Annotated in this window: 12 protein-coding genes; 3 read left to right on the plus strand and 9 right to left on the minus strand. The window is 68.0% G+C overall.

The features are described 5' to 3' along the window. Positions 1 to 7: 7 nt before the first annotated feature. The 8 genes from F0U60_RS03815 to F0U60_RS03850 all read right to left on the minus strand — a co-directional run bounded on the left by F0U60_RS03815 (position 8) and on the right by F0U60_RS03850 (position 12320). Positions 8 to 1111: an alpha/beta fold hydrolase gene (locus F0U60_RS03815; protein ID WP_395814045.1), complete on the minus strand. Its 1104-nt coding sequence runs from the start codon at positions 1109 to 1111 to the stop codon at positions 8 to 10. 1189 nt (positions 1112 to 2300) lie between these two features. After that, on the minus strand, positions 2301 to 4112 hold the full coding sequence (locus tag F0U60_RS03820; protein ID WP_395814047.1) for an OPT family oligopeptide transporter: 1812 nt from the start codon (positions 4110 to 4112) through the stop codon (positions 2301 to 2303). A 52-nt stretch (positions 4113 to 4164) separates the two neighbouring features. Next, the gene (locus F0U60_RS03825; RefSeq protein WP_395814049.1) at positions 4165 to 4761 is read right to left on the minus strand and encodes an HD family hydrolase; all 597 of its coding nucleotides are present in this window, start codon (positions 4759 to 4761) and stop codon (positions 4165 to 4167) included. A 47-nt stretch (positions 4762 to 4808) separates the two neighbouring features. Beyond that, positions 4809 to 5366: a hypothetical protein gene (locus F0U60_RS03830; protein ID WP_395814051.1), complete on the minus strand. Its 558-nt coding sequence runs from the start codon at positions 5364 to 5366 to the stop codon at positions 4809 to 4811. A 14-nt stretch (positions 5367 to 5380) separates the two neighbouring features. Beyond that, entirely contained in the window at positions 5381 to 6109 is a 729-nt protein-coding gene (locus F0U60_RS03835; protein WP_395814053.1) for a hypothetical protein, read from the minus strand. Between the two features lie 140 nt (positions 6110 to 6249). After that, positions 6250 to 7962 carry a glutamine--tRNA ligase/YqeY domain fusion protein gene (locus tag F0U60_RS03840; protein WP_395814055.1) on the minus strand — a complete coding sequence of 571 codons (1713 nt, stop codon included), beginning with the start codon at positions 7960 to 7962 and terminating at the stop codon, positions 6250 to 6252. 166 nt (positions 7963 to 8128) lie between these two features. Beyond that, the gene (locus F0U60_RS03845; RefSeq protein WP_395814057.1) at positions 8129 to 9145 is read right to left on the minus strand and encodes a ketopantoate reductase family protein; all 1017 of its coding nucleotides are present in this window, start codon (positions 9143 to 9145) and stop codon (positions 8129 to 8131) included. A gap of 10 nt (positions 9146 to 9155) precedes the next feature. After that, positions 9156 to 12320 (minus strand): ABC transporter substrate-binding protein, encoded by a 3165-nt coding sequence (locus F0U60_RS03850; RefSeq protein ID WP_395814059.1) that lies wholly within the window; start codon positions 12318 to 12320, stop codon positions 9156 to 9158. A 129-nt stretch (positions 12321 to 12449) separates the two neighbouring features. Between F0U60_RS03850 and F0U60_RS03855 the strand changes: the two genes are divergently transcribed. The 3 genes from F0U60_RS03855 (at position 12450) to F0U60_RS03865 (ending at position 16470) form a co-directional block, all read left to right on the plus strand. After that, positions 12450 to 12758 carry a hypothetical protein gene (locus F0U60_RS03855; RefSeq protein ID WP_395814061.1) on the plus strand — a complete coding sequence of 103 codons (309 nt, stop codon included), beginning with the start codon at positions 12450 to 12452 and terminating at the stop codon, positions 12756 to 12758. A 158-nt stretch (positions 12759 to 12916) separates the two neighbouring features. After that, positions 12917 to 13768, plus strand: coding sequence for a TetR/AcrR family transcriptional regulator (locus tag F0U60_RS03860; protein WP_395814063.1), 852 nt, complete (start codon positions 12917 to 12919; stop codon positions 13766 to 13768). Continuing rightward, positions 13765 to 16470 carry a phosphoenolpyruvate synthase gene (locus F0U60_RS03865; RefSeq protein WP_395814065.1) on the plus strand — a complete coding sequence of 902 codons (2706 nt, stop codon included), beginning with the start codon at positions 13765 to 13767 and terminating at the stop codon, positions 16468 to 16470. The genes F0U60_RS03860 and F0U60_RS03865 overlap by 4 nt, the downstream gene beginning before the upstream one ends. A 20-nt stretch (positions 16471 to 16490) precedes the next feature. Here F0U60_RS03865 and F0U60_RS03870 read toward each other — a convergent pair whose 3' ends face one another. Further along, the gene (locus F0U60_RS03870) at positions 16491 to 16949 is read right to left on the minus strand and encodes a hypothetical protein (protein ID WP_395814067.1); all 459 of its coding nucleotides are present in this window, start codon (positions 16947 to 16949) and stop codon (positions 16491 to 16493) included. Between the last annotated feature and the right edge of the window lie 62 nt (positions 16950 to 17011).

Here is a 17011-nt window from a genome sequence, read left to right on the forward strand (position 1 = left end):
CCGGGCCTCAATGGAGCAGGGCCTCGGCACGCGCCTCGGTCATCAACACGGAGCGCACCTGCTGGTCGAGGATGGCGTTGAACTTCTCTGGCTCCTCGAAGGGTGGGGAGTGTCCGGAGTGTTCGAACCAGAGGAGTGTCTTACTCGGCGCCTCCAGCTTCTCGAAGTAGCGCGAGGCGATCTCCGACGGTGTGACGTAATCCTCGCGCCCGAGCAGGAACCACACGGGCACCTCCAGCCGGGGCACCTGCGCCTCCAGGTCCACCCCGGCCAGCTGTGGGTACACCAGGGGGAACGTCTCCTTGAGTCCGAGGAAGAGGTTCACCTTGTCGCGCAGCGAGTACTCGGGGGCCTTGAGGACGGACAGGAGCATCTCGGGGGTGAGACTCCGGCGGTGGGCATGGCGGCTCGCGAGCGACATCAGCGTCATGTACCGCCGCGTCATGTCCGGGCCCGTGTAGGGCGGCGGGCCGATGCGTGCCAGCTTCGCGAGCGCCTGGCTGTCCCCGTAGCGGATCGCCAGCTCGTAGGCGCGCAGATGGCTGAGGGTGTCGTTCTCCAGGAAGTTCACCTGCTGGCCTGTGCCGATATAGGCGTGGAGCCGCTCGGGACGGCGCTGGGCGAGCAGCACTCCGAGGATGCTGCCCCACGAGTGGCCGACGAGGAACACCTTCTCCTGGGAGAAGCGGCTGGTGAGCAACTCGAGCAACTCACTGGCATCGGAGACGAACTGGTCCAGCGTGAGCGAGTCCCTGTCCTTCAAGGCGGAGTAGGACTTGGCGGCACCGCGCTGGTCCCACTGCACCACGAGGAAGTGCTCCTCCAGGGGGGCGTTGAAGTGGCGCACCCAGGGGAGCTCGGAGATGCCCGGGCCTCCCGAGAGGTAGACCAGCAGCGGGTTGTGGATGCTCCGCCCGCGGATCAGCACCCACTGGTCCACGCCTCCGAGCCGGACCTGCTCCAGCGAGGCGATCCCCTCGGGCTGAAGCCGGCCCCACTCATCCCGGATGGGGGGCGTGGAGCCCTGGCTGGACCACAACCGGGCACCCAGGGCCACGAGCGGAAGCCCTACTCCCGCCGCGGCGAGGATGCGTCGGGTCGAACGTTCCATGGCACTCCTCCTGGCCTCCAAAGCTAGTCATGGGATGGGCCCTCCCAGACCGCTGTTGGCTCGTACCTGGAGCAGGCGGGCTTCAGACGTCGGGAATGCACGTCCAGGGCCGGTTCTCCGCGCGACGGCCACAGTGGCGGTGGGGACCGCAGGTATGGGGCCCAGTGGGGTCACAGGGTTGGCGGCACCGGAAGACATCGCAGACGAGCCCGTCCGGGCAGGGCGGCTTGTTCGCGCCACAGAGGGTGAGGCACGACATCCAGACCTCGTCCGAACGGTTTGAAATGCCTTCGGTATGACACCGTTGTCCTTCCTGACATGGAGTCAGGTGGCAGTTCTGCCCATGGACCGCCGCGCAGACCGAGACGTGCTCGCCAAAATCAATGCACTGCTGACCGTCTGGGCATGTGCGGTGCTTGCACGTGGGGAGGCAAGAAGCCCCATTGGGCCCGTTGCTGCAGAGAAATCCCTGCGGACAAGAAGAGGGGTCGTCCATCATGCAGGAGCGACCGCACCAACCCTGGCAGAGTAATCCCTGTTCGCACCCCGTTTCTGGTGTGGAGGGCAGAAACTCGCATTTTTCACCCTCCTTCCGGCTCCCCACCAGGGAGCACATGCGAACCAGGGCGCTCTCGTCGTCTGTCAGCAATGCGCGGCAGGCAAACCCCTCAGGGCAGTGCTGGTCGTTCATGCAGGTGCTGGCAGTGCAGTAACGCTCCCCGCGCCGCGTGTTGTAGACGCAGCGCAAAGGAGGTTCACAGTCTTCATTGTTCCGACAGCTGTGTTCGTAGGTCGGTAGCCTCCGACTCTCCTCGAGAGGAATCATGGGCAGCGTCTCGCGGCCCGAGACTCGAGGCTGCGCCATGTGAAGTGCCTCCCTGAGGAAGAGCCAGATCAACGGCGCGGGCAGTAGGAGGCCGAGGACAACTGCCAGGAGCGTACGCCATTTCATTGGCATTCCGGTGGGCAGCCTCGAGCTGTCCACTGTTCCTCACTTTCACAACGATACTCAAACTCGTCTTCGTCCAGCGGGCAGTCTGTATGGCTCGTCGTTTGCTGGATGTCCTTTGCCATGGCTCTATCCATTTTGCCCCCCTTCCCCCAGGTATCCGGACAGCCCGTGTAGATGATGAGGAGTGATGCCGAGATGAAGACAAGTCGTAAGCGCATGTGTTCTTCCTCTCCAGCTTCAGGACGGCGCGCTGAGGACGAGCAGCGTGACCAGGCTCACCAGGCTCTCACCCGCGATGAGTCCTGACGCCAGCGGCACAGTGGTGGCCTCCGCGAACGCTGGCCTCGTGCGAGCCAGGAGGGCTGCGGCCACCGCGCCCAGGAAGATGGACAACGACATGGAGGCTGGGAGCGCGAACGCGAGCCCCAGGGCAATGGGCGAAGGGATGAAGCGCCGGGCCCGCTCGGGGGCGAAGCGCTCCAGGAGGACGAGCACCACGCCCAGCAGTGCTCCCACGAGGGCGCCCCAGCGAGCCGCCACTGTCAGGCTTCCCAGTCCGGCCGAGAGCACGCGCGCCACCCCGGCCACGAAGAATCCAGCGGGCGCGGGGAAGCGCTCCTCGGTGATGGCCGAGACATCCGGAACGAGCAGATAGAAGACGGGGACGATGAGGGCCGAGCCGACGATGCATCCGCAGAGCTGCGCCAGGAACGTCTGCCGCGAGCGCACGCCGAGCAGGTAGCCCGCCTTCACATCGGTGAGCAGGTCCGCGCTAGAGGCGGCGATGTTGCCGGAGAGGCTCGCGGCCATGGCGTTGGCCAGCGTGTTGCCCGGCATGAGCACGCCGAAGGCGAGCTGCGCCACCTGCCCCAGTGGACCCGAGGGGGTCATGTCCGTCTCTCCCGTGGCTCGGCACGCCACGGCCGCGAACGCGAAGGAGAGCAGCACGCCCAGCAGCCCGAGCGGGAAGGGAATGCCGAAGGCCACCGCGCCCACCGTCACGAGCCCCAGCGAGAGCAGCGTCACCCCGGCGAGGAACCACGAGCGGGGCACCTCCGCCCCCGCCGCATCGGGCGCCTCGTCCGGGACCCGGCTCGTGCCGAGCAGCGAGCCAAACGTGCGGCGCAGGAGTCCTCGTTGCAGGAGGAGGTGGGTGAAGGAGGCGCTCGTCACCAGCGCGGCCCCGGGCCACATGCTCCACTCGAGCACGCCGAAGAAACCCGTCTGGGTGAGGAGCCCCTGTTCGTACATCCAGGGCGCGAGCCCTCCGAAGCACACGAGCGCGCCGAGCAGCAGCGAGGCCCCGACGCGCAACCCCACGAGCGCCCCCGTGCCCAGCGGCATCAGCGTGAGATCCAACGAGAAGGACAGGCCCGCCAGCGGCACGCCGAGCACGGCCCCGGGCAGCGCAAGCGAAGCCGGGAGCCACTGGAGCCCGTCGCGCATGAACGACAGCAGTCCTGCCCCGAGTGCCCCCATCCCGAGTGCCCGTGCTCCGCGCTGGCCCGCCTCGTCTCCGGCATGGAACGAGCGCGCCACCGAGGCCGCGGCCAGACCCGAGGGGAAGGGCAGGGGCTCGCGCTGGATGAAGGCGCGCCGCATGGGCAGGGCGAGCACCACGCCGAGCGCCGAGCCGAACAGCGTCCACAACAGGAGCGCCCAGACGGGAGGGTGATGGCCGGCGAGCAGCAGGTAGCCCACGCTGGCGGTGACGATCGTCCCCCCGGTGGAGTAGCCCGCGGAGGAGGCGGCGGACTGCATGGCGCTCGTCTCCTGGAGGCTGAGCGCGGGCCCGAAGCGTGTGGGACTCACCTTCAGGAGCGCCCGCTGCGTGCCGAGCCCGACGACACAGGCGATGAGGGCCGCGGGGAAGGCCAGGCCCGTCTTCAACCCCACGTAGAGGTTGGACAGACACATGAGCGCGCCAATGAGGCTGCCGAGCCCGAGCGCGCGCAAGGTGAGTGCCGTAGGGGGCGGTGTGCCAGCCCGTGGCGTACCTGTGTCAGGGGCGACTGGCGTCGCCTCGGCCTCGTCTCTCGATGCGCCCACCCGCATGTCCCCAGGATACCCCGGGTCCAGGCCGCGCTCCGATGGGGGGCCGTTAGACGCTGGGCCGCAGCGTCTCCAGCTCGGCGAGCACCGCCTTCAGCTCGGGCGTCTCCAACGCCTTGTGCACCGAGGCGAAGAACTGCGAGAGATCTCCCGCGCCCTGGTGCTCGTAGATGGTGGCCTGCAGACCCATCTCCAGCCGGTCCACCTGGCGCACGAGCCGGGCCTCGAAGGAGGTGCCGTGCTCGTACTCCTCCCACAGCGCGAGGTACTCGGCACCGCGCGGCAGCTTGGCGAGGATGCGCTCCACGGCGTCGCGCTCGCGCTGGAGCTTCTCCTCTCGGCTCACCTTGTCATGGGGTGTAATGTCTCCCACGTAGGCCTCGCCCAGGTCGTGCAGCAGCGCGATGCGTACCACCTTGGTGGCATCCGCCTCGGGGAAGTAGCTGTCGGCGAGGAAGAGGCACAGCAGCGCCACGCCGAACGAGTGCTCGGCGACGCTCTCACATCGCTCCCGCGAGAGGCCGACGCGCAACCACCCCTGCCGGAAGAGCTGCTTGAGGTGGTTGAGCTCGAAGTACGCCTCGATGAGCGGGAGGGTCCGCCTGCCTTGAAGGTGCGTGATGGGCGGTGGGGCCTTGGTCTGCATGGGTCATCACCTCGGAGGCCAGGACATTAGACCTTTTCCTAGGCGGTTCATCCTGCGTCGGGAGAGCCACCGTCCTGTGGTGAGTTCCAGATGGCATCGAATGTAGGGGAGACGCCAATCTCGGCGCTTTCCTCCCACTGGCCGCCATCATCGGGCTGGACTGGCTCGATGGGGCGCTCGGGTTGAGCCCCGATGAGCCGACGGAGAATACGGCCGTCCGTGCTGATGGCGTACTTCGCGCCTGAATGTCGCATCGGATAGGGATTGCCGCAATAGGCGTGGTTCTCGTGTATATAAATGAAGATGATGTTTCCCTGGCGGATGACGCGGTAGAGCTGTGCCTCTTGCCTGTCATGACACGGCAGGTCCTTTGCTTCTGGGGGAATGTAGTCATTGGAAGCAATGACGAGCGCCCGGAGCATCTCCCCGTCCAGTTCATACGTCCCACCCCGCGCACCGACCTCAACAGGGATCTGCTCGTAGAATTGAGGGAAGACAATGGACGTGTCTTCCTCAAGAGGCGATTGATGCGGAAAGATACTCCGCAGATACCCACATCCCAAGAGTACGACGATGAATAGGGGAGCGATTCTTCGTACCTTCATTGGGCGTCCTCGAACTACTCCCTCGTGATGACGAACGTCGTGGCGCTGATCCAGTTGACCGTACCCATCCTCTCCGACCGCCAGCCTCTCTCCGTACTGAGCCACTTCATCAACTCCCTGGTTGCCGGGATGTACTGGTGGAAGCCATCACACGTGGGGTGATGTGCATCCTTCGAGTTCGTGAAGAACGCGACGACGGAGAGCGGGACTCGTCTGTTTCCCAGTTGTGAAACCAATCCATGGGCATTGGCCATGGTTGCTGCGAGATGAATATCCTTATCGGAGATCTCACCCGCGAAGGGATGGTTGTGGAGAAGGAAGATGTATTTGATGCTGCTCGGCGGGTAGCGCGGGTCGTCCACATTCGGAGGAAGCAGGCAGCTTGCTTCCCTCCGCAGTGCGCTGCCTGGGGCTGACAGGTCCGTCAGCATGCTCAACTCGTACTTGTGCTCTGGGGTGTAATAGAGCCAAGCGCAGTATTCGGTGGAGACTCGCTGGGCCAGCTCGGGGTCCCGCTCCTGGAGGTGGACGACGGTTGCGTTCGGCTTCGAGAGGATCAGCGGGCAGGTCGCCTTGAGCGCGTCCGAAAAAGAATCGAACGGCCCGAAGTTCCTCAGGGGTCCCGGGATGCTGTCCGGGCTCTCGTCGGACGTGGGCCGCCAGACGTGGGGAGCCATGGCCCTGGGTGACGAACACGCCAAGCCGACGAGAAGCGGAACCAGGAGCAGGACACGCTGCTTCATGGATCCACTCTACGAGCTGCTTCGCATCCGTGGAGCCATTTCGCTCTGGCTCCGGTTCGCGCGCCTCTGGACGTGAGACGTGCGGCCCACGCGCGGGGCCCTCGTGGGGGCCGCTCCGCGCGTGGGTCCACGGGCCCGGCTCAGCCGGCGCCCTTCTCCTTGGCCTGCTCCTTGGCCCAGGTGTCCTTCAGCGTCACGGTGCGGTTGAACACCGGCGCTCCAGGCTTCGAGTCCGAGTCCACGCAGAAGTAGCCCAGGCGCTCGAACTGGAAGCGCTCGCCCTCCTGCGCCGAGCCCAGTGACGGCTCCAGCTTCGCCCCCTGGAGGATCTCCAGCGAGTTCGGGTTGAGGTTCTGCTTGTAGTCGAAGCTCGCCGCCGCCTTCGGATCCTTCGGCGCGCGATCCGGCTCGGCCACGTTGAAGAGCCGGTCGAACAGGCGCACCTCGGCGTTCACCGCGTGCTGCGCCGACACCCAGTGAATGGTCGCCTTCACCTTGCGCCCGTCCGGGGACTCGCCGCCGCGCGTGGCGGGATCATAGGTGCAGCGCACCTCGGTGATGTTCCCCTTGTCGTCCTTCACCACGCTCGTGCACTTCACGAAGAAGGCGAAGCGCAGGCGCACCTCCTGCCCCGGCGCCAGCCGGAAGAACTTCTTCGGCGGGTTCTCCATGAAGTCCTCCTGCTCGATGTACAGGACTCGGGAGAAGGGCACCTGGCGCGAGCCGGCGGAGGGATCCTCGGGGTTGTTCACCGCGTCGAGCATCTCCACCTGGCCCTCGGGGAAGTTCTCGATGACGAGCTTCAGCGGGCGCAGCACGCCCAGGCGGCGCTGAGCGCGACGGTTCAAGTCGTCGCGCATGGCGTTCTCGAGCCGGCCCACGTCGATGCTGGCGTCGAACTTGGTGACGCCCACGTCCTCGCAGAAGGCGCGCAGGGCCTCGGGGGTGCAGCCGCGCCGCCTCAAGCCCGACAGGGTCGGCATGCGCGGATCATCCCAGCCGCGCACGTACTTGCCCTGCACCAGCTCCAGCAGCTTGCGCTTGCTCATCACCGTGTAGGTGAGGTTGAGGCGCGAGAACTCAATCTGCTGCGGGTGGTACACGCCCAGCTCATCGAGGTACCAGTCGTAGAGCGGCCGGTGGTTCTCGAACTCGAGCGTGCACAGCGAGTGGGTGATGCGCTCGATGGAGTCCTCGAGCCCGTGCGCCCAGTCATACATCGGGTAGATGCACCACTTGTCGCCCTGCCGGTGATGGTGGGCGTGGATGATGCGGTACATGACCGGGTCGCGCAGGTTGAGGTTGGGCGAGCTCATGTCGATCTTCGCCCGAAGGGTGCGCGAACCATCAGGGAACTCGCCGGCGCGCATGCGGCGGAAGAGGTCCAGGTTCTCCTCCGGGCTGCGGTCCCGGTAGGGGCTGTTGCGGCCGGGCTCGGTGAGCGTGCCGCGGTACTCGCGCATCTGGTCCGCGTTCAGGTCGCAGACGAACGCCTTGCCCTTCTTGATGAGCTGCTCGGCGTACTCGTACATCTGCTCGAAGTAGTCCGAGGCGAAGAAGAGCCGGTCTCCCCAGTCGCCGCCCACCCACTTCACGTCGCGCAGGATGGAGTCGACGTACTCCTGCTCTTCCTTCGACGGGTTGGTGTCGTCGAAGCGCATGTTGAACTGCCCGCCGTGCTCCACCGCCATGCTGTAGTTGAGGTGGATGCTCTTGGCGTGCCCGATGTGCAGGTAGCCGTTGGGCTCGGGGGGGAAGCGCGTGTGCACGCGCCCGCCGAACTTCCCCGACTTGTTGTCGTCCGCGATGATCTGCCGGATGAAATGAACGGGCTTGGACTCGGTCTCGGCCATCTGGAATTGCTCTCCTGAAGGTGCGAACACTCGCCCAAAAGCAGGCTGAACGAAAGAGAATCGTCCGGGGTCGCCAGGCGCCTGGGGCACCCGGGGACGAGGTCCGCAACCCAAGGGAAAGCCCTTCAGGGGGGCGATGTATTCCCAGCGGGCGGGCGGACGGGCGTCATCCGGGGCGTTCTGCCCGGGACCGGGCGGATTCCGGGGAAGACGTGCCGTCTCCCGGTGTCAGGGCCTGGAGGCCGTCGACGGGGAGTCCCGCACTCCTGCCCAGGTCCACGTACGTCCGCATCATCAACCGGCTCTGCTCTCCGACCTTGGTGAAGTGGACCCTCAGGTAGGTCTCCAGGTCGAAGGGGGTGACGCGCGCGGCGAGCGGCAGCAGCAGCTTGAACAGCGCGGGCCTCAGGAGCGGCAGGAGGGCGGAGGCGCTCGCGTGCGTGCGCCAGGCGGCGATCTGGACCGCCTCGCGCGCGGCCCGGATGGTCCGTTCCAGGGAGTCCCGCTGGAGAAACCGCTCGAAGCTCCAGCCCGCCGCCTCCAGTCCCTCCACGAAGGCGGTCAGCACCGCGGTGGGAAGCGCCGCGCCGCGTGCCACATCCCCGGTGCGGCTGGCCGGATACCCGCCTGCGCGCAGCGTCCGGACGACCTGGTCGAGGCGCTCTGGGGGGCCGCTGAACGGGCCTCGGGTCAGCGGGGGAATCAGGAAGGCCGTGCCTGGCCGCGGTACGGGCTCTCCGGGCTTCAGCGGGGCGTGGAAGCTGATGAAGGGAATCATGCCGGAGACGAGCCGCTCCGCCGGCACCCATTGCAGCAGCCACTCGCGGTCATCGAGCGCGGGCTGGAGCATGACCCAGGTGGCGTCTCCCGTGGCGCGGGCGAGCTCGCCCACCCAGCCTCCCGCGCGCAGCGCCGTGGAGGAGACGCAGAGCCAGACCTGATCCCAGCGCTGCGCCGCGATCTCCCGCATGGAGACGAGGACGCCGAAGCCGGAGAACGTCACCGGCTCGTAGTCCTTGTCGAGAAGGCCGAGCTCATAAAGGGTGTAGCCCCGCCGCGCCTCCTCTGCGTACTTCTCCTTCACCAGGAAGGAGAGCTCGCAGCCGGCCGCCTGGAGGTACTTGCCGAACACCTGGCCGACGGCTCCCGCGCCGACCAGCAGGACTCTGGGGTTCACGCTCATGGGCGCGAGACTAGCGCGCCTGGCGTGCCTCCGAGGTGTTCATCCCATCCAGCCACAGCTCATCGTAGCGGACCTGCGGAGGCGTCTGGTGCAGCCGCAGCCCCTGGACCTGGCCGCTCGCCGCCGCGTGCACGCGGGGGTGGAAGAGCGGAATGAGGGGGCAGTCCTCGTGGGCAATCCGCTCCGCGAGCCGGTAGAGCTGCTTGCGCCGCTCGGGGTCGATGGTGACACGGGCCTCGGCTGTGAGCGCGTCCAGCTCCTCATTGCGGTAGCGCAGCGTGTACAGCGTCTGGGCTCGCGAGCTCAGCAGGAAGTGGAGGAAGTTGTCCGGGTCCGGATAGTCGGCCACCCAATGCAACCGGAAGATGGGCAGCCGCCCATTACTCCGCCGCTCCGCGAAGTCCTCCGCACCCAACTGGATGTGCTCGAGCTCCACCAGGTCCGCGTCCACCAGAGGCCGGAACAGGATGGCGTCCTCGGCCGAGGTGTCGCGACCCACGGTCTGGTACAGCGTCACCTTCACCCGGCGCACCCCAGCCTCACGCAGCAGCCGCTCGGAAAGGCTGATGTCCAGGCGCGGCTCGGGCAGCAGGCCTTCCTCGTCCAGCAGCTCGGGCGGCGTCACCGTGCGGGCCAGGCGCGCTCGCTTGTGGAAGCGGTCCACCAGCCCCTGGATGTCCAAGCCCGCGCGGAGCGCCTTGCGGACGCGCACGTCGTTGTACGGCGGCTCGCCCAGGTTGAAGCCGAGGAACGACGTCGTCGGGGTGATGCCGGGCACCACCTGGAGTCCCTCCTTCTCGGGCTCCTCCGCGTGCACGGCGTGCAGGTACGAGACGAAATCCACCCTCCCTTCCTTCAAGGCCGCGAGCGCCTTGTCGCGAGAGCCCAGCAGGTGGAACTCAAGCCGGTCCAGCAAGGGCTGTCCCTTGCGCCAGTAGGCGGGGTTGCGCTCGAGCACGATGAGGTCCGAGCCGAAGTCCACCTGCCGGAACGGGCCCGTGCCCTGCAACTGGCCCCGTGCGTCCACCCGGGCAATCGCCGCGGCGGTCTGCGACATGAGTTGGGGGAAGAAGGCCTTGGGCTTTTCCAACCGGATCTCGACCGTCAGGTCATCCAACACCTCGATACCCGACACCTCACTGGCCAGGCCCTCCGCGAAGTCCCTGGCACCCTCCACGTCCGCAATCAGCCCTCGCTCCGGCGACTTCTCCGCGGGGTTCAGCAGCCGCTCGAAGTGGCGCTTCACGTCGCGTGCCGTCAGGGGAGCCCCGTCGTGGAAGGTGACGCCCTTGCGCAGGAAGAAGCGGTAGATGCGGGCCGAGGGGTCTGCCTCCCAGCGCTCGGCCAGGTCCGGCACCAGCACTCCGTCCTCCGACCGCAGCAGGTTGGAGAAGACGCAGCAGCTCATCTCCACGAGCTGGATTTCCACACCGAAGAGGGGATCCAACCGGCCCACCGCGCTGAGGTGGGACGTCTGGTGGATGCCGGCGCGCAGCGTGCCGCCCGGGTGCGGAGCCGGGAGCCGGAAGCGGAACACCTCGCTGTCCAGGCTGGCCGCCTCGTGCGCCAGTTGGTCCACCGTGCGGCTCAGCCCATCGCCGATGCGGATGACCTGGAGCGCGTCCTCGCGCACTCGCGCCACTTCCTCGCCAATGGCCGAGTCCCCCCGCATCAGCACCACGTGTGCCGCGCGGATTTCCTCGATGGCCGTGCTCAGCCGCACCACCGCGCTGGACAGGTCCCTTCCGGTGCGCGCCTGGCCCTCGGCCTTCTGCGAGGCCTCTTGCGCCAGCCGCGCCATCTGCTGCGTCTGGTGCACCAGCTCGCGCCCGTGTGCCGCCTGCTCCATGGCCGCCCGGGTCACGTCGTCCACGCGCCGTGCCACCCGCCGGCTGGCCTCCACCACCGTGGAGCCCTGGGCCTCCAGCCGCTTCGTCTCCGCCAGCGTGGCCTCCACCGCCGAGAAGGTGCGCTGGGTGATGGTGCGAATCTCCATGAGCGCCTCGGCGGCCCGGTCTCCCAGCAGCACGCCCGTGCCCGCCTGCTCTCGGCCCTCCTTCACCAGCGACACCGCCGTGTCCACCTCCCGGCGCACCCCGCCCACCATGCTGGCGATTTCGCGCGTGGAGCGCGCGGTGCGCTCGGCCAGGCTGCGGATTTCGTCCGCCACCACGCCGAAGGGGCGTCCCTGCTCTCCGGCCTGCGCGGCGATGATGGCCGCGTTGAGCGCCAGCAGGTTCGTCTGGTCCGCAATCTCCTGGATGACGTCCACGATGCGGCCAATCTGCGTGGAGCGCACCCCGAGCGAGTCCACCAGCTCCGCGGTCTTGCGGACCGTCTCCTCCACTCGGTACATGCCCTGGACGCAGTCGTTGACGAGCACCTCGCCTCGCTCGGCGGTGGCGGTCACCGCGTGGGCGAGCTGGTTGGTCTCCGAGGCGCGGTGGCGCACCGCATCGATGCCCGTCTGCACCACCTGGACGAAGGCCTCGGCCTCGCTGGCGAAGCGCGCCAACTCGTCACCCGAGGAGGCGATGTGGTGCAGCCGCTCGCTCATGGCCTGCACCTGCTGGGTGGTGCGGTGGGAGAAGTCATCCAGCGCAAGCAGGGCCTCGGCCACCTGTCCGAGCCGATCGCTCATCTCCACCAGCGAGCCGTTGGTCTCCTGGGCGAAGCTCTCCAGCTGCGTCACGCGCTTGCCCGCGGCATGGAGGCTCTGGCCCATGCTGTTGACGGACTCCTGCGAGCGCTCCACGGCGCCGCCTTGCCGGCGTGCGGCCTCCAGCAACACACGCACCTCTTCGGACACGCCCTGGCAGGTGCGGCGCACGTTGCTCGTGACTCGCTGCACCTGGCCGAGCGCGCGGCGCAGGGAGAGGAGGAGCCGGCGCACCTCGAGCTCGTCCGCCATGCCCGCTTGGGCGGTGTGGGTGAGGTCTCCTTCCGCCAGCCGGGTAAGCAGGCTGGTGCGCTCCTGGGACGGCCTTGCCTCCCAGATGAGCCAGAAGAAGTAGCTCGTCAGCAGCAGCACCAGCGGTGAGCCGAGGACCAGCACGGACCAGCCCCGCCAGTCATTGGGTTGGCCGGTGGTGAGGTGGAGCAGCCCGCCGATGACGAGGGCAACGGCGAGCCCTCCAAGGGCCGGGAAGACGAAGAGGTGCTTTTTGGCGGCCATGAGGGAGCGAAGATGCTCCTCACACCGTAGCCCAATTCCCAAATTCGACGCGTGTCGCATTCATTCAAGCGCCCTACTGGCCGCCCCCCTATCTTCCGCGTAGAAGTTCCGGAAGGAGGTCGACGGCATATGTCGAGCAAGGGACCCGTTGGTGGCTCGCTCGCCATCGAAGTGCAGCTGCGTGCCGAGGCGGCGGCGAGCCTCAAGGCGCTCGGACACCGGTTGGATCGGCAACTCACGGAGTTGCAGCAACTCGGACAGCAGGTGCAGGCGATGGCGCCGAGCCCTCTGCGCGACAAGAAGCTGGCGGAGTACAACGAGAAACGCCGCGAGGCCGAGTACCGCAAGTGGACGCTCATCGTGCAGCGCGAGGCGATGGGGCTCTTCAACCACGATGACGTGGAGGAGATCTACCGCGTCCCCCCGAAGCTGAGCTGAGAGCCAATCTCCCCTCTCCCTCTGGGAGAGGGACGGGGTGAGGGTAAACGTCCCCTGGCTTCCCACCGAGCAGACAATCACCGACCAGACCCACTGTAGGCCCTGGCCCCACACCCGTTCGGCTTGCGTTGATACGCGATGAAAGATACATATTTCCCGTGTCTCATAGCAAAGGACAGCGCCCGGACGAAGAAGACCTGGAGGAGCGCATCCTGCGTGCGGCCGAGGCCCTCCTGACGAGCGAGGGGCCAGGCTTCACGATGGAGGCGCTGGCGCAGGCGGTGGGCGTGTCGCGTGCGACCCTGTACCGGCGGGTGCCGAGCCGCGAGAAGCTCGCCGAGCGCCTGCGGCAGGAGCGGGCGGTGGAGCCGGGGACGGCGCTCACCCGCGAGCCGTCGCGACAGAAGATCTTGGAGACGACGCGCCAGCTCGTAGGTCGCCTGGGCCTGGTGGCGCTCACGGTGGAGCAGATTGCGGAAGCGGCGGGCGTAAGCCCCGTGACCATCTACCGCACGTTCGGGGACAAGGACGCCCTGCTGCGGACGATGTTCGCCGAGCTGGGTCCACGCAGCGAGGCGGCGGCGCTGTTCGCGGAGCTCGATGCGCCCCTCGAGGACACACTCACCCGGTTCGTGCTCGCGCTCTTCCGATGGAGGGCCGAGCAGCCCGCGTTCTTCGCCATGCTCATCTTCAGCCAGGGGGAGGAGGCCCGGTACGTCGAGCAGCTGCGCGAGCGCCAGTATGGGACGACGGATCGGCTCGCGCGCTACCTCGCTGCGCAGGCGGAGCGCGGGCGGCTGCGACCGGGAAGCCCTGTCGACAGGGCCCTGGGGCTGATCGGGCTTGCGCTGGGTGCGACGTTCGATGTGCGGCGGCTGCTGGCAGAGCCCCCGCCCGCCACTGCGGAGGCTTCCACGGAGCCAGGCCATCAGGAAGCGCGGGCCCGTGCTGTCGTCGAGCTCTTCCTTCACGGAGTCGCCGCCTCTCGGGCGGAAGGAGACGCGTCATGAGCCAGGCCTCGGAGAGCAGTCGATGGGTCCTCGCGTTCGAGGAGCCGGGTGGACGAGCGCTGCCGGTGGTGGGTGGCAAGGGCGCGAGCCTTGGGGAGATGGCCGGTGCGGGGCTGCCGGTGCCTCCGGGCTTCTGCGTCACCACGGTGGCCTTCTCGAGCTTCCTCGCCGGGTGCCCCGAGGCGCCGGAGTTGCTCGCCGCGCTGGATGCCGTGGAGCCCGAGGACGTCGAGGGCGTGAGGCGGGTCGGGCAACGTGTGCGTCAGCGCCTCTCCGACGTGGCGGTGCCGGAGGCGGTTGCGAGCGCCGTGGTGGAGGCATGGCGGGGGCTCGGCACCGAGCATGCCTACGCAGTCCGCTCCAGTGCGACGCTCGAGGACCTGCCCGATGCCTCCTTCGCAGGCCAGCAGGACACCTTCCTCAACGTGCGCGGCGAGCAGGAGTTGCTTGAGCGCGTTCGAGGCTGCTGGGTGTCGCTCTTCACGGACCGGGCCATCCTCTACCGACGCCAGCACGGCTACCCCTCGTCTGCGGCGCGGCTGGCCGTTGTCGTCCAGCGCATGGTGTCCCCGGAGGTCTCCGGCATCCTCTTCACCGCCGACCCGCTCAGTGGCAATCGCAACGTGTGCTCCATTGACGCCAGCTACGGGCTGGGCGAGGCGCTGGTGTCGGGGCTCGTCAACGCGGACCTCTACCGCGCGCGCAAGGCCACTGGCGAGGTGCTGGAGGTGCGCCTCGGTGACAAGGCCATCGCCCTCTGGCCCGCGCGCGGGGGAGGCACGGAGCAACGCCCGGTTCCTCCCGAGCAGGGGAGGGCACGCGCATTGGACGACGCCACGGTGGCGCGGTTGGTGGAGGTGGGCCGGCGCATCGAAGTGCTCCGGGGAGGGCCGCAGGACATCGAGTGGTGCCTCGAAGGAGGGCAGCTCTACGTCGTCCAGTCGCGTCCCATCACCACGCTGTACCCCGTGCCAGAGCCCGCGCCGAGTGATGGCGCGCTGCACGTGTACCTGAGCTTCGGCCACGCGCAGGTCAACACCGCGGTGTTTCCGCCCATGGCCCTGTGCCTGCCGCCCCTGCTCCTCCCCTTCGGCCGGCGGAGGTCCGACGGAGGCGCGGAGCTGATGGTCCAGGCCGGTGGTCGCCTCTACGTCGACCTGACGCCGCTGCTACACCGCGCGCCGTTCTCGCGGCTCGCACCCCGGTTGCTCGACAGCGTCGTCACCGGGACCGCCGAGCGCCTGGCCTCCATCCAGTCCCGGCCGGAGTTCCTGGCGGGACGGAAGCGAGTCGCCGCGCGGCTCGGGCCCCTGGTGGGAGCGCTCCGTCCGTTGTTCTCGCGTGTGCGGCGCAGGCTCCTGCACGCGAAGCCGGAGGAGGCCCGGGCCGGGCTCGAAGCGGCGATGGAGTCCAGGCTCGGCAAGTGGTCGCGTGGCTTTCAGGAGCTCGCACCTGGGGCACCGCGTCTGCGCTTCTTCCGCCAGGAGGTGTCCACGGTCTTCCGGGAGGTGCTGCTCACCGAGGCTGCGCCGGCCATCGCTTCGGGCCTGATGTCATGGAAGCTCGTGGGCACGCTGGTGCGCGGGCGCGTCGACGAGCGCACCCTGCAGGCAGTGGTTCGTGGGCTCGAAGGCAACGTGACGACGGACATGGATCTCTCGCTCGGGGATGTGGCCGATGTGGCGCGCGAGACCCCCGCCGTGGCCAGTCGCTTGAGGGATGCGACCTCGGCGTCCATCATCGAGGAGCTGCGAGGCGTTGCCGAGGCCGAGCGCTTCCTGTTGGCTTGGGACGACTTCCTCGCGCGGTATGGGCACCGCTGTCCGGGGGAGCTCGATATCGCCCTGCCTCGCTGGAGTGAGGACCCCTCGAGCCTGCTCCGCGTGCTCTCCGGCATGCTTCACTCCGATGTCTCGGGAGAGCACCGTCGCCGCCATGCCGCCGCGCTTCGCGAGGCCGAGCTGGCCACGGAGCGCATTCTCGAGGTCGCGGGCCAGGGGCCCCTCGGGTTCCTCCGCCGCCGGATGGCGCGAGGGCTGGTGGCCAAGGCCCGTGCCTACCTGTCCCTGCGCGAGCACCCCAAGTTCCTGTTCATCCGCCTCTTCCAGCACGGGCGCGAGGCCATCCTGGAGGCCGGGCGGCAGGCGGTGGAGCGAGGGCTGCTCGCGGACATCTCTGACGTGTGGATGCTGGAGCTGGACGAGCTCATCGCCTTGATGGAGGGCCACACGGAGGGCATGCGCGAGAAGGTGGCGGCCCGGCGCGCGACCTGGAAGCGCTACGCCCGGCTCTCGCCGCCGCCGATGCTCACCAGCGAGGGGGAAATTCCTCCGCTCGCCGCGTCCTCGGGACCCGAGACGCCCGGTGTCCTCAAGGGCATGGGCGCGTCGGTGGGGGTCGTCGAGGGGACGGCGCGCGTGGTGCTGGATCCGGCGCGCGAGGTGCTGCGACCGGGAGAGATTCTGGTCGCGCCGTTCACCGATCCTGGCTGGACGCCGCTGTTCATCCACGCCCGCGCGTTGGTGATGGAGGTGGGCGGGTTGATGACCCACGGCTCGGTGGTGGCGCGCGAGTACGGGTTGCCGGCGGTGGTGGGGGTGACGGGAGCCACGCAACGCATTCACACCGGACAGCGCCTCCGGGTGGATGGGGATCGCGGGCAGGTGGTGCTGCTCGAGTCCACGTCCGCCGAGGCGGCGTAGCCTCGTCGAGTGAGGCCGCTCTACGTCCCGGTTGGCGGGACGGAGCCCATGTGCTGGTGGATGCGATGGGCCGGGATGGGGTGTCCCGCCTTCTGGAGCAGGTCCGCCGCCCACCGCACGGCATCCGTCAGGGACGCGGAGATGTAGTACGGCATGGTCGGCGGCTTGAAGTGCAGGAGGGTGCTTGCCGTCAGCCGCATGAGGGGCGAGGTGATGATGATGGAGCTGCCTATCAGCGTCTCCCGGATGAGCATGTCGTGCTCCCGCAGCCACTCCAGGTGCCGCTGGTTCAACGTGTTCGACGGCACGCCTATCGCTCGCGTGTCATAGAGGATGACGTGCTGTTCGCGGCGCTTCATGTAGTCGAGCCGCTTCGCGAGGTATGCCTCCAGCTCCCTCGGGGTTGGCCCCTTGGGGACGCGGATGATGAGCAGGGGCCAGAGCGAGTCGTCGAAGTGGAAGCTGGATGCGGAGGACATGGCGCGTTCCGCTCAAGCATGCGCCCACGCCTGTCCCGAGGGGAAGACCGCTCCCCTCGGGC

The sequence above is a fragment of the Archangium minus genome (assembly GCF_044360475.1).
Classification (GTDB): Bacteria; Myxococcota; Myxococcia; order Myxococcales; family Myxococcaceae; genus Archangium; species Archangium minus.

Bases quoted from the DNA above. Each gene is read 5' to 3' on its own strand.
- F0U60_RS03830 (WP_395814051.1), bottom strand. From the start codon at position 5,366: ATGAAGGTACGAAGAATCGCTCCCCTATTCATCGTCGTACTCTTGGGA.
- F0U60_RS03840 (WP_395814055.1), bottom strand. From the start codon at position 7,962: ATGGCCGAGACCGAGTCCAAGCCCGTTCATTTCATCCGGCAGATCATC.
- F0U60_RS03815 (WP_395814045.1), bottom strand. From the start codon at position 1,111: ATGGAACGTTCGACCCGACGCATCCTCGCCGCGGCGGGAGTAGGGCTT.
- F0U60_RS03835 (WP_395814053.1), bottom strand. From the start codon at position 6,109: ATGAAGCAGCGTGTCCTGCTCCTGGTTCCGCTTCTCGTCGGCTTGGCG.
- F0U60_RS03850 (WP_395814059.1), bottom strand. From the start codon at position 12,320: ATGGCCGCCAAAAAGCACCTCTTCGTCTTCCCGGCCCTTGGAGGGCTC.
- F0U60_RS03870 (WP_395814067.1), bottom strand. From the start codon at position 16,949: ATGTCCTCCGCATCCAGCTTCCACTTCGACGACTCGCTCTGGCCCCTG.
- F0U60_RS03845 (WP_395814057.1), bottom strand. From the start codon at position 9,145: ATGAGCGTGAACCCCAGAGTCCTGCTGGTCGGCGCGGGAGCCGTCGGC.
- F0U60_RS03855 (WP_395814061.1), top strand. From the start codon at position 12,450: ATGTCGAGCAAGGGACCCGTTGGTGGCTCGCTCGCCATCGAAGTGCAG.
- F0U60_RS03825 (WP_395814049.1), bottom strand. From the start codon at position 4,761: ATGCAGACCAAGGCCCCACCGCCCATCACGCACCTTCAAGGCAGGCGG.
- F0U60_RS03865 (WP_395814065.1), top strand. From the start codon at position 13,765: ATGAGCCAGGCCTCGGAGAGCAGTCGATGGGTCCTCGCGTTCGAGGAG.